The organism is Hohaiivirga grylli (assembly GCF_039655745.1).
Taxonomy (GTDB): domain Bacteria; phylum Pseudomonadota; class Alphaproteobacteria; order Rhizobiales; family Beijerinckiaceae; genus Hohaiivirga; species Hohaiivirga grylli.
This window is the reverse complement of record NZ_JBBYXI010000001.1, coordinates 577,944-601,109: the sequence shown is the minus strand read 5'-3', so window position 1 is coordinate 601,109 and position 23,166 is coordinate 577,944. Positions and strand designations below refer to the sequence as shown.

General features: G+C 49.5%; 18 protein-coding genes. 9 read left to right on the top strand and 9 right to left on the bottom strand.

All coding sequences use genetic code 11. The features are described from left to right. Positions 1 to 76 precede the first annotated feature (76 nt). The 3 genes from WJT86_RS02555 to WJT86_RS02545 all read left to right on the top strand — a co-directional run bounded on the left by WJT86_RS02555 (position 77) and on the right by WJT86_RS02545 (position 5,397). Positions 77 to 1,855 (top strand): glucan ABC transporter ATP-binding protein/ permease, encoded by a 1,779-nt coding sequence (locus WJT86_RS02555; RefSeq protein ID WP_346335917.1) that lies wholly within the window; start codon positions 77 to 79, stop codon positions 1,853 to 1,855. Between the two features lie 87 nt (positions 1,856 to 1,942). Next, positions 1,943 to 3,787, top strand: coding sequence for a monovalent cation:proton antiporter-2 (CPA2) family protein (locus tag WJT86_RS02550; protein ID WP_346335916.1), 1,845 nt, complete (start codon positions 1,943 to 1,945; stop codon positions 3,785 to 3,787). Between the two features lie 182 nt (positions 3,788 to 3,969). Then, the gene (locus WJT86_RS02545) at positions 3,970 to 5,397 is read left to right on the top strand and encodes a sodium:proton antiporter (RefSeq protein ID WP_346335915.1); all 1,428 of its coding nucleotides are present in this window, start codon (positions 3,970 to 3,972) and stop codon (positions 5,395 to 5,397) included. 24 nt (positions 5,398 to 5,421) lie between these two features. Here the strand turns inward: WJT86_RS02545 and polA are convergent, their stop codons facing one another. From polA to WJT86_RS02530, 3 genes are all read right to left on the bottom strand, one after another. Beyond that, on the bottom strand, positions 5,422 to 8,388 hold the full coding sequence (gene polA / locus WJT86_RS02540) for a DNA polymerase I (protein WP_346335914.1): 2,967 nt from the start codon (positions 8,386 to 8,388) through the stop codon (positions 5,422 to 5,424). A 124-nt stretch (positions 8,389 to 8,512) separates the two neighbouring features. After that, on the bottom strand, positions 8,513 to 9,040 hold the full coding sequence (locus WJT86_RS02535) for a GNAT family N-acetyltransferase (RefSeq protein WP_346335913.1): 528 nt from the start codon (positions 9,038 to 9,040) through the stop codon (positions 8,513 to 8,515). A gap of 8 nt (positions 9,041 to 9,048) precedes the next feature. Next, positions 9,049 to 9,807 carry a SapC family protein gene (locus tag WJT86_RS02530; RefSeq protein WP_346335912.1) on the bottom strand — a complete coding sequence of 253 codons (759 nt, stop codon included), beginning with the start codon at positions 9,805 to 9,807 and terminating at the stop codon, positions 9,049 to 9,051. Between the two features lie 446 nt (positions 9,808 to 10,253). Between WJT86_RS02530 and WJT86_RS02525 the strand changes: the two genes are divergently transcribed. The 5 genes from WJT86_RS02525 (at position 10,254) to WJT86_RS02505 (ending at position 15,411) form a co-directional block, all read left to right on the top strand. Further along, positions 10,254 to 11,495 (top strand): MFS transporter, encoded by a 1,242-nt coding sequence (locus tag WJT86_RS02525; RefSeq protein ID WP_346335911.1) that lies wholly within the window; start codon positions 10,254 to 10,256, stop codon positions 11,493 to 11,495. 14 nt (positions 11,496 to 11,509) lie between these two features. Beyond that, complete coding sequence (locus tag WJT86_RS02520) at positions 11,510 to 12,346, top strand: dihydroorotate dehydrogenase electron transfer subunit (protein ID WP_346335910.1); 837 nt, start codon at positions 11,510 to 11,512, stop codon at positions 12,344 to 12,346. Then, the gene (locus tag WJT86_RS02515) at positions 12,343 to 13,308 is read left to right on the top strand and encodes a dihydroorotate dehydrogenase (protein ID WP_346335909.1); all 966 of its coding nucleotides are present in this window, start codon (positions 12,343 to 12,345) and stop codon (positions 13,306 to 13,308) included. Before WJT86_RS02520 ends, WJT86_RS02515 begins: the two co-directional genes overlap by 4 nt. After that, positions 13,301 to 14,596: a Zn-dependent hydrolase gene (locus tag WJT86_RS02510; protein WP_346335908.1), complete on the top strand. Its 1,296-nt coding sequence runs from the start codon at positions 13,301 to 13,303 to the stop codon at positions 14,594 to 14,596. Before WJT86_RS02515 ends, WJT86_RS02510 begins: the two co-directional genes overlap by 8 nt. Positions 14,597 to 14,745: 149 nt before the next feature. Beyond that, a complete protein-coding gene (locus WJT86_RS02505; RefSeq protein ID WP_346335907.1) occupies positions 14,746 to 15,411 on the top strand; it encodes an orotate phosphoribosyltransferase in 666 nt (221 codons plus the stop codon). 56 nt (positions 15,412 to 15,467) lie between these two features. On the opposite strand, the gene WJT86_RS02500 is transcribed toward WJT86_RS02505, so the two are convergent. Then, positions 15,468 to 16,073, bottom strand: a complete 606-nt coding sequence (locus WJT86_RS02500; protein WP_346335906.1) for a nitroreductase family protein — start codon at positions 16,071 to 16,073, stop codon at positions 15,468 to 15,470. A gap of 146 nt (positions 16,074 to 16,219) precedes the next feature. Between WJT86_RS02500 and WJT86_RS02495 the strand changes: the two genes are divergently transcribed. Then, on the top strand, positions 16,220 to 16,687 hold the full coding sequence (locus tag WJT86_RS02495) for a MarR family winged helix-turn-helix transcriptional regulator (protein WP_346335905.1): 468 nt from the start codon (positions 16,220 to 16,222) through the stop codon (positions 16,685 to 16,687). On the opposite strand, the gene WJT86_RS02490 is transcribed toward WJT86_RS02495, so the two are convergent. The 5 genes from WJT86_RS02490 to WJT86_RS02470 form a co-directional block, all read right to left on the bottom strand. After that, complete coding sequence (locus WJT86_RS02490; RefSeq protein ID WP_346335904.1) at positions 16,647 to 17,549, bottom strand: DUF2877 domain-containing protein; 903 nt, start codon at positions 17,547 to 17,549, stop codon at positions 16,647 to 16,649. The genes WJT86_RS02495 and WJT86_RS02490 overlap by 41 nt on opposite strands. A 70-nt stretch (positions 17,550 to 17,619) precedes the next feature. Continuing rightward, a complete protein-coding gene (locus WJT86_RS02485; protein ID WP_346335903.1) occupies positions 17,620 to 18,966 on the bottom strand; it encodes an amidohydrolase in 1,347 nt (448 codons plus the stop codon). Between the two features lie 162 nt (positions 18,967 to 19,128). Next, positions 19,129 to 20,355 (bottom strand): amidohydrolase family protein, encoded by a 1,227-nt coding sequence (locus WJT86_RS02480; protein ID WP_346335902.1) that lies wholly within the window; start codon positions 20,353 to 20,355, stop codon positions 19,129 to 19,131. A 72-nt stretch (positions 20,356 to 20,427) separates the two neighbouring features. Next, on the bottom strand, positions 20,428 to 21,768 hold the full coding sequence (locus WJT86_RS02475; RefSeq protein WP_346335901.1) for a hypothetical protein: 1,341 nt from the start codon (positions 21,766 to 21,768) through the stop codon (positions 20,428 to 20,430). A 122-nt stretch (positions 21,769 to 21,890) separates the two neighbouring features. Then, positions 21,891 to 23,147 (bottom strand): YlbE family protein, encoded by a 1,257-nt coding sequence (locus WJT86_RS02470; RefSeq protein WP_346335900.1) that lies wholly within the window; start codon positions 23,145 to 23,147, stop codon positions 21,891 to 21,893. Positions 23,148 to 23,166 lie beyond the last annotated feature (19 nt).

Sequence of the window (23,166 nt, the reverse complement as noted above, 5' to 3'; positions counted from 1 at the left end):
AAAATAGGCCTATCTCCTCAAGGAGGAAAGGTTTATCCTACGATCAATACCCCCTAAATGAAACAGGCAGGATATCATGGGCTTAACCCGTCTCTACTGGCGTGTGTTAAAAGAGCTTGGTTCTGATTCTTTTGTCGGAAGTATATTGGCAATCGCCAATATTGCACTGGCACTTGCAGCTTTTGCCGAGCCTGTCCTTTTTGGTCGGATCATCGACGTCATGACCACAGCAGTCGGCAACGCCACCAAGATTACTTTTGGCGAGCTGCTACCACTTGTTCTCGCATGGGCACTATTTGGGCTATTCACGATTGGCGGTGGTGTCACCGTGGCTCTTTTTGCCGATCGCCTTTCTCACAGGCACCGCTGCACGGCCATGGCAAATTACTTTGAGCATGTGCTGGAACTTCCCTTATCATTCCACTCAGAAGCTCACTCCGGTAAAGTTCTGAAAGTCATGCTTGATGGAACCAGTGCCATGGCATGGCTATGGCTTGGCTTTTTCCGAAGCCATCTTGCAGCTCTCATCGCTCTCATCGTTTTACTCCCCCTGACACTATTCATGAACTGGCAGCTTGGGCTTCTGCTGATCATTCTGGTCATTGTGTTTGCTGTCAGTACAACCCTGGTTCTACATAAAACCCTGACCATGCAGGATGAAGTCGAGCAACATCGCTCCAATCTTGCGGGTTATGTTTCAGATGCCTTTGGTAATATTCCGGTCATCCAGTCTTTCACCCGTATTCAGGCTGAAGGCCGGGCTTTAAGAGACATCATTGATTCACTTCTGCGCGTGCAGATGCCGGTTCTGTCATGGTGGGCAGTTGTGACGATCGCCACGCGTGCAGCTTCAACACTCACCGTTATGGCCATCTTTCTTGTTGGTGTCTGGCTGCATATCCGGGATCAGGCAACAATTGGTCAGATCGTTGCCTTCATGAATCTGGCAACCCTTCTGATTGGTTACCTGCAGCAGGTCTCCGGCTTCATCAACCAGCTGTTTCTTGAAGCCCCAAAAATCAAGGAATACTTTGAGATACTCGACACAACACCTCAGGTTAGGGATAAACCTAACGCCAAACAGCTTGATCGTAATATCAGTGCAATCAAATTTGAGAATGTCTCGTTCTCTTATGACGGTAAAAGGCCTGCTGTCGAAGATATCAACCTGACTGTCAAAACAGGAGAGACGGTTGCCCTTGTCGGCTCAACTGGCTCCGGCAAATCGACAACTCTGTCGCTTCTTTACCGCACTTTCGACCCACAGTCAGGACATATTGTTCTGGGCAACGATGATATCCGGAACGTAACCCTGAACTCACTGCGGCATAACATTGGCGTTGTCTTTCAGGAGCCAATGTTATTTGCCCGCTCCATTCGCGACAACATGCTGGTTGGTCGCCCCAATGCAACTGACGCTGAAATCATCGACGCTATGGAACGTGCACAAGCAGGCGACTTTCTTAAGCGACAGTCAGACGGTCTTGATACGATCATCGGCGAAAGAGGGCGCTCACTCTCCGGCGGTGAGAGACAAAGGCTTTCCATCTCCCGTGTCTTGCTGAAGAACCCACCAATCGTCATTCTGGACGAAGCCACCAGCGCTCTTGATGCAACGACAGAGAGAAAGCTGCAAAAAGCGCTGGAAGAGATGACAAAAGGCAGGACAACCTTTGTGATTGCCCACCGTCTTGCAACTATTCGCAATGCTGACCGTATCTTTGTTTTCGATAAGGGAAAGATTGCAGAAAGTGGAAGCTTTGATGCTCTGGTGAAACAGAATGGATTATTTGCCGAGCTGGCAAAGGCTCAATTTCTTGCACCGGAAAGTGGAGAAAAAGCAGAGCAACCATAACACGAGGTGATATCGGTCACGCCCAAAGGGCTTAGGTCGGTTGTACTACGAATATCCAATCACAAGAACTAGAGAACGTTAAAGACTATGGCAACACCAACCGACGGCAATGATCTGGTTTATGCGGTAGCACTGCTTGCAGCAGGTGTCGTAGCCGTCCCGCTTTTTAAACGTCTCGGTCTTGGTGCCGTATTAGGGTATCTCTGCGCCGGTCTGACCATCGGCCCATTCGGGCTTAAACTGTTCTCTAATCCCGATTCCATTCTTCATGTCGCAGAACTTGGCGTTGTCATGTTCCTGTTTCTGATCGGCATTGAAATGCAGCCTTCCCGTCTATGGCGCATGCGTAAAGATATTTTTGGCTTGGGGGCCCTACAGGTTTCATTCTGTGGCTCTTTACTGACCATGGCAGGCTTTACCGCTGGCATACCCCTTACAATTGCCTTCATCGGCAGTATGGGGTTCGTCCTTTCTTCAACTGCTATTGTCATGCAGATACTGGAAGAGAAGGGCAAGGCGGCAACAGCTCCGGGCCAGCGGATTATCTCAACACTACTGCTTGAAGATTTATCGATTGTGCCGTTACTGGCAATTGTTGCATTTCTATCTCCCTTTTCCAGCGGCGAAGGTTTCAACTGGCTCAACGCCCTGATTGCCGTTGGTGCAGTAGCTTCTATGGTTGCTGCAGGTATCTGGCTCCTGAATCCGCTCTTTGCCATTCTCGCCAGTTCTGGTGCCCGTGAGGTCATGACAGCTGCCGCACTTTTGGTTGTACTGGGGGCTGCCTTATTAATGGAGCTCAGTGGGCTATCAATGGCAATGGGCGCATTCATGGCAGGGGTTCTTCTGTCTGAATCAAGTTTCCGTCATCAGCTTGAAATTGATATCGAACCTTTCCGAGGCATTCTGCTGGGCCTGTTCTTTATGGCTGTCGGGATGTCTCTGGATATCAAGCTTGTCCTTGAGAACTGGGTTCTGATTGCCACCGCCGCCCTCAGCTGCATGTTTCTCAAATCTCTCGGTGTCTATCTTGCAGCCCGCAGCTTCGGCATCAACCATCGTGAAGCCTTCTTCCGTGGTGCCCTGCTGACACAAGGCGGCGAGTTTGCATTTGTTCTCTATGCAGCCGCAACAGCCGCCGGCATTTTTGATGCCCGAACTGCAGCCACTCTCAGCGCCACAGTTATCATTTCCATGGCACTGACGCCTGTTGTGCTCATGCTACAGCAGAGAATTATCAAGAAATCCAAGGTTGACCTTAAAGACATTGATCTACCTGAAGAGCTCAGCAACAATATTCTGCTGATCGGCTTTGGCCGTTTTGGCCAGATGGTCAGTCAACCTCTTCTTGCCAAGGGTTACGATCTCTCAATCATAGAGACGGATGCAAAGCTGATCCGTATCGCATCAACATTTGGCGTAAAAGTCTATTACGGCGATGGCACGCGACTTGATGTACTTCAAGCATCCGGCGCAAAAGATGCCAGCATGATACTTGTCTGCGTTACCGGCACGGAGACGACAAACAAGATCGTCAATCTCATCAAAACAGAATTTCCGGCAACCAAGATATTTGCCCGGGCATATGATCGCGGCCACGCCCTTGAGCTTGTCCACGCAGGCGTTGATTACCAGATCAGAGAAACCTTTGAATCCGCAATGGCATTCAGTAAAGAGACTCTATTGGAGCTCGGCGTTGATGCGGAGGAAATTGATGAAATTATCGCAGATACCAGACAGCGTGACAATGAACGTTTCCAGATACAGATGACGGCAGGCATATACGCTGGTAACGATCTCTTGCGTGGAAATACGCCAGTCCCAGCACCACTGGTTAAACCAGAACGCGAAGGTCAGATATTTGATCAATCAGATCAGGATATTGTTACCCCATCAAACGAACAGACAGTTTCGCCTGAGGCAACAACATAAAAACAGCCCTCTTTCTTAAGTTGTTGTCGGCAGTGTCATTATTCGTTATTCATGCGTCTAATTGTCATCTGCGTAGCATGCGGACAAACTATTATCGTCTAGCGGTAGTTTGCAGCGCAGACATCATCTGCCATAAAAGCAAAACTTAAACATTGTTTGAGTTTCAGAACATTAGGGTCGTAATGCAAAATATAGCCGCTATTTCCAACTGGTTCATCCGGATTACTTTTGCGGCAACCTTTTGTATTCTTTTACCTGAGCAGGCTTTTGCCGCAGATTTAAATGGTTCAGAGCTCAGCATTTTATGGGCATTTCCATTTGCCGGCATGCTTCTCTCCATAGCTCTATGCCCTCTGATTTCCCATCAGTTATGGGAATTGCATATGGGCAAAATTGCAGTGTTCTGGGCTCTCCTTGCAATTGTGCCTCTTGCTGTCTTTTTTGGACCTGGAGTAGCGTGGTCTGCACTCGTACATGCAGCCCTGTTGGAATATTTCCCCTTCATTCTCTTGTTACTTGCATTATTTACAGTGTCTGGAGGCATTGTTGTACATGGCAACTTGAAGGGAACACCCGGCCTTAATACTGCAATGCTTGCAATTGGTACCTGCCTTGCAAGCCTTATCGGTACAACCGGCGCCGCGATGGTAATGATCCGCCCACTTATCCGGGCTAATGATGATCGTAAACAGAATGCGCACGTCATTGTGTTTTTCATTTTCCTCGTTGCCAATATTGGCGGTTCCCTTAGCCCGTTAGGTGATCCGCCTCTGTTTCTGGGCTTCCTGCGCGGTGTCAGCTTTTTCTGGACAACCGTTCACCTGCTGCCAGAGACAGCCTTAATCTGCGCTATTCTTCTTATCTTGTTCTATTTGATGGATCGCGCCCTCTTTAAGAAAGAGGGGGTTATGCCACATGACTCAACTCCCGAGAGACCATTGCGGATAACCGGCGGCATTAACTTCATCTTGATTGGTGTGATTATTCTAACCATCATCAGTGGTGCGGCTGTTGATTTCGGTACGGTAACAATTGCCGATAACCAGATTGATATTACCAATCTCATGCGCGATTTCGTTTTGATTATTGTTGCATTTATCTCAATGGCTTTAACTCCTAAGGAAGACCGGGAAACCAATGATTTCAACTGGGGACCTATTACAGAGGTTGCCAAACTGTTTGCTGGTATTTTTACAGCAATCATTCCGGTTATCGCTATCCTGAATGCGGGTAAAGATGGTGCCTTTGCACCACTGGTTGCACTGGTAAGCCATGCTGATGGCCGCCCAAATAATATTGCCTATTTCTGGTTAACGGGCGGATTATCTGCTTTTCTGGATAACGCCCCAACATACATCGTATTCTTTGAACTTGCGGGTGGTAATGCGCAGACACTCATGACTGTTGGCGCTAAAACTCTGGGTGCTATTTCCTGCGGTGCCGTTTTCATGGGCGCACTTACATATATCGGCAATGCACCCAACTTTATGGTTTACGCCATCGCCAGACGTTCCGGCATTAAAATGCCGAACTTCTTCACATACATGATATGGTCATTTGCCATTCTACTGCCAGTCTTCCTGCTCGTAACGCTGCTTTTCTTCATTTAGAACAGCGTTACGCACAAGCTGGCATCAGTGAGCTTCATCCCAGTTCTGGGCAGCACGCGCATCAACAACAAGCGGCACTTTTAGAGAAACAGCCGGTTCGGCAGCCTGCTCCATCACTTTTCGAACAACCGCAAGCGTCTTATCAATTTCATCATCGGAAACTTCGAAGACAAGTTCGTCATGCACCTGCAGAAGCATCTGAGCTGAAAGAGATGCCTCTTTCAAAGCATCATCCATACGGATCATGGCTCGACGGATAATATCTGCAGCACTGCCTTGAATCGGCGCATTGATTGCCTGCCGCTCAACTGCTGCACGCTCCTGTGGTTTACCCGTTAAAATAAGCGGGTAATGACAGACACGACCAAACAATGTCGTAACGTAACCGTTTTCGCGGCAGGTTTTCTTGATGTCTTCGATATAATCGCGAATACCGGGAAAGCGCTCAAAATACTGTTTGATGAAATTGGCAGCTTCACCATTTCCAATTCCAAGTCTCTGAGCCAAACCGAAAGCGGAAATGCCATATATAATTCCGAAGTTAATCGTCTTGGCACTACGGCGCAGATCACTGTTTACTTCATTTACAGGCACACCAAACATGGCAGAGGCCGTTGCCGCGTGGATATCCTGCCCATCTGCAAAAGCCTTTTGCAGCTGCGGGATATCAGCCATATGGGCCAGAACACGCAGCTCAATCTGACTGTAGTCAGCCGATACAATCTTATGTCCGGCTGGTGCAATGAATGCTTTTCGAATTTGTCGACCAGCCTCACTACGCACCGGGATATTCTGCAGGTTCGGCTCAGAAGAGGCCAAACGACCTGTCAGGGTTGAACCTAACGAGAAGCTTGTATGAACCCGATCCGTTTCAGGATTCACATATCCGGGTAGAGCGTCCGTATAGGTCGTTTTAAGCTTGGCAAGCTGGCGCCAGTCAAGCAGTTTGCGTGGGAGCTCATGTCCCGCACTTGCAAGCTCTTCCAAAAGCGAGGCAGGCGTTGCCCATTGGCCTGTCGCCGTTTTCTTGGCACCGGGCAGGCCCAGTTTTCCAAATAGAATATCACCCGTTTGTTTCGGTGAAGAAACAAGGAAACTTTCACCAGCCAGCTCATAAATCTCTGCTTCCAGCGCTGCCATACCCTGCGCAAAGTCACCACTCAACCGACTCAGGATATTACGATCAATGCTGATACCACGCATTTCCATACGGGCAATGACAGCAGCCAATGGCCGCTCAAGCGTTTCATAGACAGTCGTCAGTTTTTCAGCGACGAGCCGAGGTTTCAGCACCATATGAAGGCGCAAGGTCACATCGGCATCTTCAGCTGCGTAAGCTGTGGCCTTATCCAGATCAACACGCTGGAAGCTAATGGCATTTTTGCCCGTTCCGGCAACCTGCGAATAGGGAATGGTTGCATACTCAAGATGCCGCTTGGCCAGTTCATCCATGCCATGAGAACCACGACCGGCATCCAGAACATAAGAAATCAACATCGTGTCATCAAAAGGCGCAATAGTTGCGCCATAGCGCTTCATGATCACCCAGTCATATTTCATGTTCTGCCCGATCTTGAGAACACTTTCATCCTCAAGCAGCGGCTTTAGAACAGCCATGGCATCTTTCAGCGGAATCTGTCCGCCAAGGAAGCCATCACCAAACAGATCAGCATCCTGAGACTTATGCTGCAATGGCACATAGCATGCCTCACCTGGCGTCACCGCAAGTGAAAATCCGACAAGATCTGCCTGCATGACATCAAGCGATGTCGTCTCCGTATCAAATGCAACAACACCAACTTCTCTGGCGCGTTCCACCCATTTCTCGAGCTGTTCAACATCCTGAACAGTCTGATATTTTTTATGATCGAAGGGAAGCTTTCGAATATTTTCTGCGTTCTGGAGAGCAAGAGCCATTGCAGCACTCTGTGCGGCATCAACCTTATTTGATGCGGCTTTTGCATTTGGCTCTGCAGCAGAAACAAACAGGTCAGTAGCAGGTGTTTCTCTGCGGACTGGTGCTTTCCAGACGATGCCCTCGCCACCCGGAAGCATACGTGGGTCCGGCTCAATCTCCGTTGGATCGATATCGTAAACCTGTGATGCCCGACGGGCGATCGTGGTCATATCCATTGCCTTTAGAAAGGCGATCAAGTGCCGCGGATCCGGATCATGGGCAACCAGATCTTCAAGAGGCGTATCAACGGGAACATCCTGCCGCAAGGTCACCAGTTTTTCGGAAATACGGGCCTGTTCGGCAAAATTAATCAGGGCTTCACGACGCTTGGGCTGTTTGATCTCATGAGCATGCGCCAAGAGCGTTTCAAGATCACCATATTCCAAGACCAGCTGAGCAGCAGTTTTTACTCCTATTCCCGGTACACCCGGCACGTTATCGGTTGAATCTCCAGCCAGCGCCTGAACGTAGATTACCTTTTCAGGCGGCACACCAAATTTCTCGATAACAACCGCTTCATCGACGACCCGGTCTTTGACAGAGTCATACATTGAGATGCCGTCACGCACGAGCTGCATAAGGTCTTTATCGGACGCAACGATTGTAACTTTTGCGCCCCGCTCACAAGCCTGTCGGGAATAGGTTGCGATCAGGTCATCAGCTTCAAAACCCTCCTGCTCAATGCAGGCAAGGTCAAAGGCTCGCGTCGCATCACGAATAAGTGCAAACTGAGGCTTCAGATCATCTGGGGCCTCTGGGCGGTGGGCCTTATACTGCGAGTAAATTTCATTGCGGAATGTGATGCGCGAGCTGTCAAAAATAACAGCCAAGTGTGTCGCCTTACCGCCATTGATCTGCTCTCGCAGCAGCTTCAGCATCATGTTACAGAAGCCAGAAACAGCACCAATTGGCAAACCATCAGCCTTACGAATCAAGGCAGGCAAAGCGTGATACGCGCGGAAAATATAAGAAGAACCGTCAACCAGAATAAGATGGTCACCAGAACCGATAGCTTTTTTGAGGTTTTCGGACATAAATTCTTTTCCTGCGACTGAGGCTTCCGCCAAATAGACCTGTAGCTTTATGCATAACGCATGCCCAGTTTTAACAAAAGCCGCAGACAAGAACTAAGGTTGGAAACTTCGAGATAAATACCGATTAGAGCTTCAGGGCCATGGCACAGCGCTGCTCTACAGGTATACCATGTTCTGCTTCGGCTCTAAGCGTATCACGCAAATAAGCATCTGTATTTTCGCTAGAGAGGATTACGAACCCGAGTTTCCCATAAAATGGCCCGTTCCATAAAACATCTCGGAATGTCGTCAGGGTCAAACGTGAGAAGCCCTCTCTCTTTGCTTCCAGCATAACCTGTTTCAGCAAAGCCCGACCAACTCCCTGCCCCTGCCATGGAGCAGCAACAGAAAACTCACCAATATATAAATCAGCACCAATTTGCTCTCCGACCAGAAAGCCTATGATACTGCTGTCGCTGATATTGATGGCAACCCATGACTTTCCCGCATCAATAGCGGCTAGATGGCCTGCAACATCTGTTATCTGATCATCTGCGATGAATGCGAGCTCAGGAATGCTCTTAAAAACCTGACCGGCTGAGCGTTCGACAGGTGGTAGATAAAAGGCATCTCCCACCTCAGTTTTACGAATGCGAAACTCGTTTGAGGACATCGAATTTCTTATTCGCCTTTCTTGCCGCGATGCAGATCAACCAGAAGCGGCAAGTTAGACAGAGACATCAGATGGGCATAAATCCAGCCCATATAATGCTGCCTGTGCAGTTTCCCGACTTCAGCATCACTCAATTCATTAAATTTCTTTTCGTTGACAACCAGAATATCATCAACTTTGAAAAGGCGGCCATTGGAACCACGAACTTCAGCAGAGCGACGTTCCAGCAAGTCCAGTCTACGCAGCTCATCAACGAACTTCTTGGTTTCCGCCAGATCATTCTGAAAACCGTTCATGAACTCCACGACCCCTTCGAGTAATTCACTAGCCGTACCGTCTTCATTGAAAATATGGGCGCCCTCTTCCATATTAAACCCGGCAAAGCTTGCATCAAAACAAACCATAAAGTCGCCTTTTCCGCCCTCATCGTTTGGACCCGGCACAGCAAGAGCAAATGGGTATCGCCGAACAAAAGCTGGCAGATAGGCACCCGGATGCCAATGCTTTTCATTATCAACGTAATCGTTTGAGCCCTGCTGTAGTCCGACAAGCAGAATAGCCGTTATTTTTTCATCTGCCCCACTGCCCTCACTGACAAAAACAATAGGGTAAGAACGGCAGGCCGACGCGAATTCCGTACCAGCAACAGGCAACCAATGGGTATTGGCTGCAAAATCAAACCCCTCGGAACCCTTAAGACGCAGATCCCGATGTTCATCACGGGAAAGAACCTGGACATCTTTGTAAAACAGCATGACGGGAGACATTAATGGTGTCCTTAAACAGATTTTCGAGGATTTGGTTAACTCGTGCCATTTCTACATTTATGCAAAGAAAACGGCAAACTGATTATCGTTTCACGCACGAAATATACTTAATTCGTATTTTTACGCACGAAAACGCCTAAAATTGCAGCAAAAGCACAACATTATTGCACAAGCGTGCATCTGTCGCATACGCATAATGTCTAGATAGTGATTGCAATCGGGTTTTGGTCACCATAAACATACTTTTGTGCAATTCGTCGGGGGTCACAATTCGGCGGTATGGCATCTCTCCCGCGGGGGGTCGCGGTATAACACTATTGGCCCGGTTTAAAAGCCTTTTGGGAGAGCGATCGCTCTATTGACCTAGTAACGCAGTTACAGGCCAGAACCAAAACGGCTACGCCTACTTGTTTTCTGTGCCTGACTATTATGGAAGGACTGAACGCGTGGGCAACGATCAGATTAATGCCTCGGGCAATCCGGCATCTTCAGATGTCGTCGACAGCAAAGCAATGAAAGCCTTATGGGGATCAGCACTGGGTTATGCCATGGATGGCTTCGACCTTATGATCCTTGGCTTTATGCTCACAGCAATCTCAGCAGACCTCGCCTTATCGCCTGCGCAGAGCACATCCCTTGTAACTGCAACACTGATTGGTGCCGTTATCGGTGGCGTTGTTTTCGGTATGCTCTCAGATCGGATCGGCCGTATTCGCGTTCTGACATGGACAATTGTTCTGTTCGCCGTCTTTACCGGTATGTGTGCTCTTGCTCAGGGTTACTGGGATCTCCTTCTTTACCGTACCATTGCAGGCCTTGGGCTCGGTGGTGAGTTTGGTATTGGTATGGCCCTTGTTGCGGAAGCATGGCCAGCCTCAAAGCGTGCCCGTGCATCTTCATACGTCGGTCTTGGCTGGCAGCTTGGTGTTCTGATGGCCGCGATGCTGACACCAATTCTCCTTCCTGCCATTGGCTGGCGCTGGATGTTTGCTATCGGCGTTCTGCCAGCTGTTGCAGCCTACTTCATCCGCTACTCACTGCATGAGCCAGAAGTATTCGTCAAAAATACGAAGAATGCTCCAAAGGAATCTGCTCTTCACCTTCTGGTCAAGGACAAGGAAACAACCAAAATCAGTCTTGGTATGGTTATTCTCTGCTCAGTCCAGAACTTTGGCTATTATGGCGTGATGATCTGGATGCCAAACTATCTGGCTAAAACTTTTGGCTTTGATCTGACGAAATCCGGCATCTGGACTTCTGTCACAATCATCGGCATGGCCATTGGTATCTTCGCATTCGGCCACATTGCTGACCGCGTAGGTCGTCGTCCAGCCTTCTTTGGTTACATGATCATGTCAGCGATCATGATCTTGATCTATTCAACTCTCAGCGACGCAACAGCTCTGCTGATTGTTGGTGCAATCATGGGCTTCTTCGTCAACGGTATGCTTGGCGGCTATGGTGCCCTCATCAGCGAACTCTACCCAACATCTGCTCGCGCAACAGCTCAGAATGTTCTGTTCAATATCGGTCGTGGTGTTGGTGGTTTTGGTCCTGTTGTCGTCGGCTTCATCGCCATGCAGTGGGGCTTCAGCACAGCAATCGCAATGCTATCCGCTCTCTATATCGTTGACCTTATCGCAATGTGGTTCCTTATCCCAGAACGCCGCGGCGCCGAACTGTCATAAGGTAAATCAAAAACATGACCAACTCTGCTGAACACAATAAAAACCCAGCCTGGCAGGCAAGTGTCACAGCAGAGCTGGCTGAAGTTGTATCGAACACCGCAGTCAATGCTGAATATCGTCATATGGTTGTTAACTGTAGCGACATTTCAGCATCGGCTGTTCCGGGGCAGTTTTTCCAGCTTCTTTGTCCAGCTCCTGCAGGTGAACATCCATTCTTGCGTCGTCCTATGAGCCTTTATGGTGTTAGTCCGATCAAGAAACAGGTTGAATTCCTCTACAAGGTCACGGGTGCAGGAACACGCGGACTTGCAACCCTGAAGCATGGCGATAAGCTCGACATCATGGGCCCACTTGGTGTTGGCTTTACCCTTGATCCTTCATGGAAGCATATTGTTGCCGTTGGCCGCGGTGCAGGCCTTGCAACGCTGGCCCCGCTTGCAGAAGCTGCCAAAGCTATGGGCATTGGTGTGACTGCCGTCTTCAGTGCCCGCCGCCCGGAGCTTCTGGTGTCTGTTGATCTGTTCAAACTGCAGGGTGCAGACGTCATTACAGTGACAGATTCTGAATCTACCAGCGGACCAGCCAATGTTGAACGCATTCTGCGCCAGCTTGTTGCAGATGGTCGTTGTGATGCATTCTTCACCTGTGGCTCCAGCCGTCTGATGCGCGTTCAGCAACGTCTTGCCAGTGAGTTTTCACTGCCCGGTCAGGTTGCCATGGAACAACAGATGGCCTGTGGTATTGGCCTTTGCCATTGTTGCGTTCGCGACTTCAACGTCAATGGTGATATTGTCAGTCGTCGGGTCTGCTGGGATGGTCCGGTATTCGATTTGATGGAGGCTCTTCCATGAAGCAGCGCAACAAAGTCGATATGACTGTAAAGGTTGGCGGCCTGACACTACGCAATCCCGTCATGCCCGCCTCCGGCACATTTGCTGAGGGTCTTGAAAAGACCATGGATTTCAACCGCCTCGGCGCCATGGTTACGAAGACAATTACACGGGAACTTCGCACAGGCAATCCGATGCCGCGTGTCGTTGAACGCCCGGGCAGCATGATCAATGCGATTGGTATCCCCTCCAAGGGCGTGGATTATTTTGTCAACGAAACCATGCCGTATTATGCACCCTATGATACCCCACTTGTGGTGAGTATCTCTGCACCTACGGCTGAGGGTTTTGCCAGTCTTGCAAGCGAAATGAGCATGGCAGGTGTCGCGGCCCTTGAAGCCAATATCTCCTGCCCGAACATTGAAGAAGATGGCAAGGCCTTTGCCATGCAGGCGGCATCTGCCGAACGCGTGACCCGTGCCCTGCGTGAAGCAACTGATCTGCCACTTTGGGTCAAGCTGACCCCGAATGTTGGTGACATTGCAGAAATTGCCCGGGCCACTGAAGCTGCCGGTGCAGATGCGGTCGTCGTTGCCAACACCATCCTTTCCATGGCGATTGACCTCCAGACTTTTAAACCATGTCTGGGGAACATCATGGGCGGTCTGTCCGGCCCGGCAATCAAGCCGATCATCCTGCGTCAGGTCTTCCAGTGCGCCAGAACAGTCAAGATACCGGTGATTGGTTGTGGTGGCATATCAACGGCAGATGACGCTGCCGAGTATATGCTGGCAGGTGCCAGTGCCGTGCAGGTTGGAACCGCAACCTTCCTTCAGCCAACGGCGATGATATCTGTCATTGAAGGCTTGGAGACTTTCTGCTTACATCGCGGTATTCCACGGGTGAGTGATCTTATCCATGGTGTTGTCACAGAAGAAGCTGACGAACCCGATCTTGCATGGGTGGATCCCAAGAATGACTGAGAATAAAACAGAGCAGCATAATTACAGGATTGAAGATGAGGGCGACCGCCAGCTTTCTGAAGAACTGTTTGCTGCTTTAAAAGACCTGAGCTTTGACGGTGTCGGCATTACGCGTCTTGCTTTTTCAGAGCTTGAAACAAAAGCGCTGCAGATTATTGAAAAAAAGGCTCAGGAACTCGGCTTTCCAACTGAATATGATGGGGGCCAGAACCTCATCGTCACCCTCGAAGGCTCAGAGCCTGATCTGCCATTTCTTGCATGTGGGTCACACATCGACTCGGTCCCACAAGGTGGTAATTTTGACGGTGGAGCAGGCATTGTTGCTGGTCTGGCTATTCTTGCCCGTTTCAAGGAAGAAGGTTTTAAGCCACGCCGGAATCTCAAGCTCTATGCCCTTCGTGGTGAAGAGAGTGCCCGCTTTGGCAAAGCCTATATGGGGTCATGTGCCCTGTTTGGCATGCTCACCCCTGCTGATCTTGCGATCAAAGATAACACCACTGGCAAGACTATGGGCGAGTGCATGCGCGAAGTTGGCATGGACGTCGACAAAATCGAGAAGGGTATCCCGCTTCTTGATCCTAAGGACGTTGCAGGTTGGGTTGAAATGCATATTGAACAGGGCCCTGTCCTTGTTGCCCGTAACCTGCCAGTCGGAATCGTAACCGGCATCCGTGGCAATATCCGTCATCGCAGTGTTGAGTGTATCGGTGAAGCAGGTCATTCAGGGACTGTTCCACGCTGGTTGCGCCGCGATTCTGTTTTCGCAACAGCCGAGCTCATCACGCACCTTGACCGCCACTGGCGCACATTGCTGGAACGTGGGCGTGATATCGTCGTCACATCCGGCGTCATGGGAACAGACCCAAGCGAACACGCCCTTGCCCGTATACCGGGACTGGTGCGTTTTGCCTTTGAAGTCAGGAGTCAGAACACAGAAACTCTTGAAGCTTTCTATGATCTGTTTGTCTCCGAATGCCAGCTGATTGGTGAAGAACGTGGCGTTGAATTCAAGCTTGATCGGCGCGTATTTTCAGCACCGGCTGTCCTTGACCCGGAATGGATTGATCGTCTAAAACGTGCCGCCGTTAATCTTGGTATTCCTCCTGAGGAAACCCCAAGTGGCGCGGGACACGATGCGGCTATCTTTTCTAATGCAGGTGTGCCGAGCGCTATGGTCTTTGTACGCAATGAGCATGGCTCACATAATCCGTACGAGGCCATGGAGATTGACGACTTCCTGGTTGGTATTGCTGTCATGCGCGCTGCAATGAGGGAAGCATTACAATAACACCCTACTAATGGATTATCCCTTTCAGAGGTTGTTGTTCTCTCATTCTGCGTGTATCTAAGCACGATGGCTCTGCCCATCGATTCTTTGGGCCGCTCGGTCAACCGCAAATGGATGATGAACGACAATCCCTCTGGGAGTATAAAGCCATGACAAGATCTGAAATCGGTAGCGAAATCGCACAGCTCCTGCTCCAAACAGGAGCTATTTTTATAAGTAAAAAACAACCTTTCATTCTGGCTGCAGGCTGGGCGAGCCCCGTCTATATTGATGTCCGCCTTCTGGTAGGTGAGTCAGAAACTCGAAAAGCAGTGACAAGACTTGCCACTGAATTCATCAAATCCGAATTAGGCTCACAGAACTTCGATGCCATCATCGGAGCTGAAACAGCAGGTATTCCGTTTAGTGCCTGGCTTGCTGACAGCCTCAATATCAAAATGCGTTATGTCCGTAAGCACTCTCTTGGCTTTGGACAGAATGCTCAGGTTGAAGGTGGTTCAGTAGAGGGCATGCGTGTTCTGATGATGGATGACCTGACAACTGACGGAAACAGTAAGCTGGCGTTTGCCCGCGGTATACGCGCAGCAGGTGCCGAGCTAGAAGATATTCTGACAATCTTCTATCACGATGTCTTTAAAAGTGCCGGCCCACGCCTGCAGGACGTTGGCCTCAAGCTGCATGCCATGGTTACCTGGGATGATGTTCTGCGCGCTGATAACGGCAAATTTATCTCTCCTGAAGATCGCACAGAAATTGAAAAATTCCTGAGTGATCCGGTAGATTGGTCAACACGCCATGGTGGACGCAGCCGGTAAAATAAAAAACGCGCCGCAAATAATGACGGCGCGTTGTATAATCCGTTGTAAAAAGCTTATTTGAAGAACTTACGACGATCTTCAACTGGCTGCTTTTCAGGAGCTGTTTCCGGCTTCTGAACAATACCACCAAATACCATCTGTGATGTCAGGTGCCACTTCTTATCAAGGCCCCATGTTTCCTTGACCTGATCATCAATGATTGGATTGTAATGCTGGAGAGATGCGCCAAGGCCAGCCTCTTCAAGCAATGTCCAGATTGTCAGCTGGTGCATGGCTGATGTGTCGCGTGCCCATAATGGGAAGTTATCAGCATAGGCGGCAAACTTGGACTGCAGACCTTCAACAACAGCATTATCTTCAAAGAAGAGTACTGTGCCATAACCGGCAGCAAAAGAATTGATCTTTGCTTCGGTTGGACCAAAGTTTTCAGCAGGAACGATGGCACGCAGCGTATCCATCACGATTCCATTCCAGAGCTTCTTGTGCTGTTCACCAAGCAGGAGAACCAGACGTGTTGACTGAGAGTTGAACGCAGATGGAACATTCATCAGTGCGAAATCAACGATTTCCTGAATCTGCTCATCAGAAATCGGGCTCTTGTCATTGATAGCATAAACGCTGCGTCTGCTCTGAAGAGCGTGCTTGAAAGAATTACTCATTCGTTTTCCTGCCTAGTGAAAGTGTTTACAAAACTGATGATTAAAAACGGGGCTATTGACCGAACATTTTTAATTGCCATATATCTATGCGCATGCATATAATATTTGTCAATTAGCTGAAATGCATGAAAGGTGAGCAACAGCACATGGAAACAACCAAACAACATTACGAGGGTTGTACACGTGCATTCCGCGCTCTCGCTGAAGCTCATACCATTATTGCAACAGAGATTGAGCGCGCACTGTCATATAATTTCAGACTCAGCCTCAATGAGTTTGATACGCTCGTCTGTCTTGATAACCAGCCTCAGAAATCGGCACCTCTATCATCCCTTGCCCAGCGTATTCACTTGAGCCAGCCGGCAATCAGTCGACTTGTTGATCGATTGGACAAACGTAATCTTATCGCCAAGATAGGTTGCACGGAAGATAAACGCAGCCTCACAATTCAGCTGACTGAGGAGGGCTGCAATCTACTCGTACAGGCTATCCCTATTCATGATCAGTGCATACGCGAGAAACTTCTCAAGCATCTCAGCCATGAAGAGAACGAAATTTTGAGGCTGGCCCTGATCAGAGTGATAGAAGAGAACGCTGCCCAAACAGAACGTTAAGACAGTATTTTTGGCTATTGCGTATTATCAGGATAATACCAACAAGCGTATCAAGTCCTGACGTTGCGCCGTGCCTGAGAAGCGCATCAATATTACGCTCAATCTTGCGACGATCCCCTGACATGATCCCTTCCATAAGGCGGATAATATCGCTTGAGAAAACCCGGTGCAGGGCCCAGTGCAGATAAACCTCACTGGTACTTGTTGTCAGAACCGGAAACTTACTTTCCAACGCCCGAATGGTATTGAAGAATGTTTTATGTGCCAGTGCTTTCTCATTGACAGCAATATAAGCCATAGCACCCACCAGCATATCATCTCCAGCCGGCGTTGACCCGTGGCCACGACCGATCAGACGCTGTAGCAGAACACTGCGACGCTCTTCGGTTTCCCAGCTTGGTAGTTTATCCCAATCACAGCGGAAAACCTCACTCCATTCCCAGGCATCATCCAGTACTTCACCGCAAGGAATATTAAGACCTGTCATTCCATTTGACGGAACAAACTGTTCCAAGAGCTTCAGGCTTTCATCAATTGTCTGAGCACTCGCAGACAGAGAAGGCATTTCCATGCGGAAGCGATGGCGCTTCGTGAAGAAAACCGTGTCACCCGGACGACCATGGGCCAGAATGGCTTCACAGTCTTTTTTGGTGACGACAACGTGTTCCGGCAGCAACCCCTCGCCCGGACAGGAAACAAAGATTGGGCGACCGTTATGATCATTCAGGGGAGCAATCGTAATACCACGGCGAAATACAGACAGAATCTCAGCAGCGCCATCAACAGCAAGCCTGCGCCAAGCTTCATCGCTGACGCCGAGAGCCTTTAAGTGAAACACGATATTTTTCTGCTGCAAACGCATACCTTATAACTTCCCCTTGCGAATGTGCGCACTGCCATGCGCACATCTGTTTTCCTGCATAATAAACTTTTTATGCTTTCTTCGGAATGGTGCTTTTACCATCACGACCTGTGACAACACCATTTTTAAGAACCAGTTTTCTTTCCGGAACATAAAGAACAGCTGCCGGTACATCCGTTGCCTCAACAACAACCAGATTGGCAATAGCCCCTTCTTTCAGATATTCCAGCCCGTGGTTTTTAAGTCCTATATGCTGAGCCGGAATATTTGTGACCATCTCAAATGGACGCATCAACGGCTCATCAGCACGATAGTTGTTTTTATATGCCAGGAACATAGCACGCTGGAGCATATCGCCATTACCCCATGGTGACCACATATCCTGAATATTGTCATTGGCACCAGCATAGAGAATACCAGCATCCAACAACGCATCCACTGGCGGGAAAGTCACATGTCCCGGTGCGCTACCTATCACGCGAACACCCATATCCACCATCTCTGGCAGAAGAGCCTTCAGTTCATCCTGAGATATCTGGCCAAGAGCAAACCCGTGCGAGATTGTAATCTTGTCCTTCATCCCAAGGGCCTTACCGCGAGCGATAATATCCTTGATGGTTGCCAGACCAACCTGACCGGGCTCATGCAGATGGATGTCAATCGGCTTGCCTGTCTTCTCAGCAAGGGCAAACAGGACATCAAGATGGCCCTTACGGTCATTATCGAACACTTCCGGATCGAGACCACCAATATATTCAACACCCATATCAAGGGCCTGTGCCATCAGATCGGCAACCCCTTCAGCTTTCACGATACCCGACTGAGGGAAAGCAACAAATTCGATATCCATATACCCCTTAAAGTCTTCACGGATACGCATCAGCGCCTCTACGCCAGAGAGCTTTGTCAGAGGATCAATATCAATATGACTGCGAATATGGGTCGTACCCATCGCGGCCATCTGGTGAACGAGGTTTGAGCCAAACTTGTATGGGTCGTGTTTCAGATCAACACGCAGTTGGCGTTCATTGGCAGCACGCTGAGCAACGGTTGCTGTTGCCTGATGGTGCAGTCGTTGAGGCGCACCAATTCTTGTCTTGTCCAGATGAACGTGAGCATCAATGAAAGAAGGAAGCAGAAGGCATCCCATGCAAGCAATTTTTTCTGCATCAGCCTGCTGAAGATTAGTACCAATCTTGGCAATCTTTCCGTCGGCAATCAAAACATCCGCATTCTTACCTGTTGCACCAACAGTAATATCCTGAAGGAGTATCGACTTTCCTTGCACTGGTGCTGTCATGTTCGGTCCCTTGGTTGAAGAAGGATCACTTTTGGCATAAGCAGTACCGCCTGTTGCTGCAATCATTGTTCCTGCAACAACTGCACGCTCCATAAAAGCTCTGCGAGACATTGTCATTAGGCTATTCCTTTTTGATACATGACGTCTAGAATATGGACCCCACATTCCGACAAAGGCACCTGAAACGTTACTCCCGTCTTCGTAGTATTTAACTGAGCTCTTTGAAGGCTGGCCCAGAAATAAATAATCCCGGGAAACCCGGGATTATTCTCACACAAATCAGAAGTTGAGCATGTTTTCCCGGATCGACTGCGAAACGATGCGGCCGTTCTTGATGACGAACAGACGCTCAGGCAGATCGATGACCGCGGTTGTTGTGCTCTTTGTATCCAGCAGAACCAGATCGGCAACACAGCCCTTGGCAACGCCATAACCTTTAAGAGCGATAGCCTTAGCTGGATTGGTTGTAATCATATCCAGAACTGTCGCCTGATCATCAGCACCACCAAGGTGGGCAGCAGGTATAGCTGTCATGGCTGTCTGCATCAGATCGCCTGTACCATAAGGTGTGAAGGCGTTACGGATGTTGTTTGTTGCCAGACACATATTCACCCCACCATCACGCAGCGCACGGACAGGTGTCAGTGTACGGCGAACATTGTAGGTATCTTTACGGGCACCAAGATGCAGATCGGTCATTGGCAGACACATGATGCTGATACCAGCATCTGCGATCAACTTGACCATATCCTTGAGCTTCTCAGGCGGAACGGCACCAAGAGCAGTGACGTGACCTGTTGAGACGCGGCCTTCATAACCTTCTTCAATTGTCTTGCGAGCAAGATAGTCGATGCAGGTATCCTGATCGTAATCGTCCTTGAAGTCCTGGTGAAGGTCGATGTCCTTATCGAACTCTTTAGCGAGCTTGAACAGGAAGTCGATGTGCTCCTTATAATCACGATCGTTGTAAGGAATACCACCGACAATGTCAGCACCACGCTTCATGGATTCATACATCATCTCTTCAGTGCCTGGAGCCTTGAAGATACCTTCCTGAGGGAAAGCGACAACCTGAATGTCGATGATGCCTTTGTACTGATCACGCAGATCACAAACAGCATCAAAGCCGGTGAAGCCCTGTGTCGGGTCGAACTCTGCATGCGCACGGATATGGGTTGTACCATAGCGGACAACCTGACGGATCACACGGTGAGAGCGTTCCATGATATCTTCACGGGTGAAGGTTGGTTTCAGCTCTTTTGTGATCTCAATGGCTTCCCAAACCGTACCTGAGCGGTTCGGCTTACGATCCATGATGTAAGCTTTTTCAAGGTGAAGATGACTCTCAATGAGCCCTGGTATCAGAACACGACCACCAGCATCAATTTCTCTAGCTGCAGTTGCTTCTACCTTGGGAGCAATGTCGGCAATTTTTCCTTCTTTGATGGCGACATCAACGAGAGGCGTGCCGTCTTTCAAACACGCATTGCGAATGATGATATCCATATTACTCTCCTTATTTGCAACTTAACCGTTGCCGCTGGCGACCCCCGCCAGCGGGATTCTTAAAAAGATCTATCAGACGAAGAATGCTGCGATCATCAGCAGGGCCAGACATCCCAGAACATACGGTGCGTTACCGCGTGCAACCTGAAGAACAGGAATCTGGAAGCCCGCAGACAGAGCCTGCATCGTGATATTGACCGGGCTCATCTGTGAACCAAGACCAACACCCATCACAACAAGACCAGTCTGAACAGGTGAGAAGCCAAGTGTCACGGTAACCGGGAGGATCAGAGCCAGAATAGAACCGACATAGGCACCGGCAGGAACACCGATGAGGTAACCTGCAAGGACAGCAACCGGCACATAGAATGCGCTTGGAGCAGCCTGAACGACGTGAGCGATTACATCAAAGGCACCCGTCATTTCAATGATACGAACGAAGGCAACAAAGATACCAACCGCAAACAGACGGGTCAGAATGTATGTACCACCATCAACCATGGCATTAGCAGACTGGTTCAGTGTGAAACGGCTGCAGGCATAAACCAGGAAGATTGTGATGATCGAATACATCATAGGGCCAAGAACCGGGCTACCAACTGCCTTGTTGACAGCAGGGCCGGCGATAACAGCAAAGAGCAGGAAGATAGCAGGAAGAGTAAGCTTCCAGAGTTCACCATTGGTGAGCTTCTTCATCTCTTCGTTTTCTTCACCCTTGAACATGCCCTTCTTGCGCTTCGTATCAATGAAGGCAATGGCAATCGCGATGATCACGAATGTCAGCGTATAAGGCTGCATTGTTGCAACATAATGCGCTGCATCAATACCTGTCTGTTTGGCAACAACGGTTGTTTCCAAAGATGCAGGCGATGTCGTAAACGACACGGCAGCGGCAATGGACATACCAGCGATAACACCGGGAACAACACCAACGGCAGCAAATGCAAGCGGCGCAATAACCATGGCACTGGCGCCACCGATACCCGACATATAGGTTGCAGCAGCAAGCAGGATAACCACGAAGGCACCGAGGAACTCTGTTCTGTCACCAATAGCACGGCGTACGAGAGTCAGAGCAGCAGTATAACCACCGGCCTTGAACACGGCAGTTGCAATTGCTGAGTTGATAATCGGCACTGTCACGCTGAGCATGCCCGGAATTTCCTTGAGCATGGTCTGGTTGGCAGTGGTAATTCCGATACCCCCAAGGATCATTGCCATGGTACCGCCAGCGAGAGCGGCAACAAGCATATCAACCTGCAAGAACAGCAGTGTCAGAATAAGAAGAAGCGGCACAATCGAAGCGACTTGATAGAACATCATGTCTTTCGGTTGTCCCGCTGCAAAAAAGGCCAACAGCATGCAAAGTGCTACCGCACCTAACATGCCCATATTCTTCTTGGTCATTGTCATATTGTATTTCCCAACTTAATCGGGACTGTGGCCATGTACCCCAGAGCCCTAATGTCTCCTCAACCCCCGACTCCAGCGGCTTCGAGGAGAAGGAGCCGCTGGATTTTTATCAAACGGAATTCTTACTTTCCGTATTTTTTATCAAGTGCGAGCAGAGCCTGCTCAAAACAAGCCATTGGTGCACGAACAGTACCTGCACCAACCTGACCAACGCCTGGATCCTTATGCGCAATACCAGTGTTGATGACCGGAGTAATGCCGGACTCAACAACCATGCGTACATCGATACCTAGGCAAGCGCCGCGGAAATTCCAGGTCGGAATTGGCAGAGCTGGGTTCTGAGCCAGACAAATTTCAGCCATTTCATTGCTGATCTCGAGCGCATCATCAAAACCACCAGCACCCACGAAGCGTGTCACACCCGGAGCTGCGATCATCGCCATAGCGCCAACACCAAATGTTTCAGTAATGGCACTGTCACCGATATCCGGATTGGCATCTTCCTGCGAGTAACCAGTAAAGAACAGACCAACAGGTGTATTAACCGGAGCTGTAAACCACTGGTCACCAAGACCGGAAACACGAACACCGAACATCTTACCGTTACGGGTCATTGCTGTAACGATTGTACCTTCGCCAACAGAGTGAGCAGCATCCATGACGGCCTTGCAGTAAGCCATGGCGATATTGAGGAAGAACTGATCAGTACGGCCAAGGAAGTCCGTAACTTCTGCGCGCTTCTCATTGCTGATCTCGATACGGGACAGAGCCGGAGCAACGGAACGCAGGAACAGGGCAGAGGCTGCAATGTTACGCTGGTGGAACTCGTCACCCATTGTGATGGCCTGAGCCATCATGGCTGTAAGATCAATGCCCTGAGGCATGGTTGCCAGAGCAGCAGACAGAGCTGGGGCAAGTGTATCACGCATCCAGCGCAGACGTGTCTGAACTTCGTCGCCGTAAGCACCGAAGCGCATAACCTTACCAATGCCTTCGTTCATGTTGCAGTAGGCAAAGTTACCATCTGTATCGTTCTTAACGACCAGAACCGGCATATTTGGAGATGTGATGCCACCCATTGGGCCAACGGCATCAACGCTGTGACACATGGCAAACTCGATTTCGCCAGCCTTCAGCATCTTGTCGGCTTCAGCTTCATCCTTTGCCCAGCCTTCAAACAACAGAGCACCAAGACAAGCACCACGCATCGGGCCAGTCATCTCTTCGTACTTGATTGGCGGGCCAGCATGCAGCAGCAGCTTACGACCGGCAAAAGCCGAGATAACTTCTGCAGCAGGCTTAACATCAATGAGATACGGACGGGCTGCCTTGATTTTTTCGACAACCTTTTCGTTGGCTTCTTTCAGAAAATTAGACATCTTTTTATTCCACTTCGTC

What these genes read in the sequence shown, in the direction of transcription:
- WJT86_RS02555 (WP_346335917.1), top strand. Translation starts at nt 77, where the DNA reads ATGGGCTTAACCCGTCTCTACTGGCGTGTGTTAAAAGAGCTTGGTTCT.
- WJT86_RS02490 (WP_346335904.1), bottom strand. Translation starts at nt 17,549, where the DNA reads ATGCGTTTGCAGCAGAAAAATATCGTGTTTCACTTAAAGGCTCTCGGC.
- WJT86_RS02520 (WP_346335910.1), top strand. Translation starts at nt 11,510, where the DNA reads ATGACCAACTCTGCTGAACACAATAAAAACCCAGCCTGGCAGGCAAGT.
- polA (WP_346335914.1), bottom strand. Translation starts at nt 8,388, where the DNA reads ATGTCCGAAAACCTCAAAAAAGCTATCGGTTCTGGTGACCATCTTATT.
- WJT86_RS02495 (WP_346335905.1), top strand. Translation starts at nt 16,220, where the DNA reads ATGGAAACAACCAAACAACATTACGAGGGTTGTACACGTGCATTCCGC.
- WJT86_RS02500 (WP_346335906.1), bottom strand. Translation starts at nt 16,073, where the DNA reads ATGAGTAATTCTTTCAAGCACGCTCTTCAGAGCAGACGCAGCGTTTAT.
- WJT86_RS02535 (WP_346335913.1), bottom strand. Translation starts at nt 9,040, where the DNA reads ATGTCCTCAAACGAGTTTCGCATTCGTAAAACTGAGGTGGGAGATGCC.
- WJT86_RS02470 (WP_346335900.1), bottom strand. Translation starts at nt 23,147, where the DNA reads ATGTCTAATTTTCTGAAAGAAGCCAACGAAAAGGTTGTCGAAAAAATC.
- WJT86_RS02515 (WP_346335909.1), top strand. Translation starts at nt 12,343, where the DNA reads ATGAAGCAGCGCAACAAAGTCGATATGACTGTAAAGGTTGGCGGCCTG.
- WJT86_RS02545 (WP_346335915.1), top strand. Translation starts at nt 3,970, where the DNA reads ATGCAAAATATAGCCGCTATTTCCAACTGGTTCATCCGGATTACTTTT.
- WJT86_RS02550 (WP_346335916.1), top strand. Translation starts at nt 1,943, where the DNA reads ATGGCAACACCAACCGACGGCAATGATCTGGTTTATGCGGTAGCACTG.
- WJT86_RS02510 (WP_346335908.1), top strand. Translation starts at nt 13,301, where the DNA reads ATGACTGAGAATAAAACAGAGCAGCATAATTACAGGATTGAAGATGAG.
- WJT86_RS02475 (WP_346335901.1), bottom strand. Translation starts at nt 21,768, where the DNA reads ATGACAATGACCAAGAAGAATATGGGCATGTTAGGTGCGGTAGCACTT.
- WJT86_RS02485 (WP_346335903.1), bottom strand. Translation starts at nt 18,966, where the DNA reads ATGACAATGTCTCGCAGAGCTTTTATGGAGCGTGCAGTTGTTGCAGGA.
- WJT86_RS02505 (WP_346335907.1), top strand. Translation starts at nt 14,746, where the DNA reads ATGACAAGATCTGAAATCGGTAGCGAAATCGCACAGCTCCTGCTCCAA.
- WJT86_RS02480 (WP_346335902.1), bottom strand. Translation starts at nt 20,355, where the DNA reads ATGGATATCATCATTCGCAATGCGTGTTTGAAAGACGGCACGCCTCTC.
- WJT86_RS02530 (WP_346335912.1), bottom strand. Translation starts at nt 9,807, where the DNA reads ATGTCTCCCGTCATGCTGTTTTACAAAGATGTCCAGGTTCTTTCCCGT.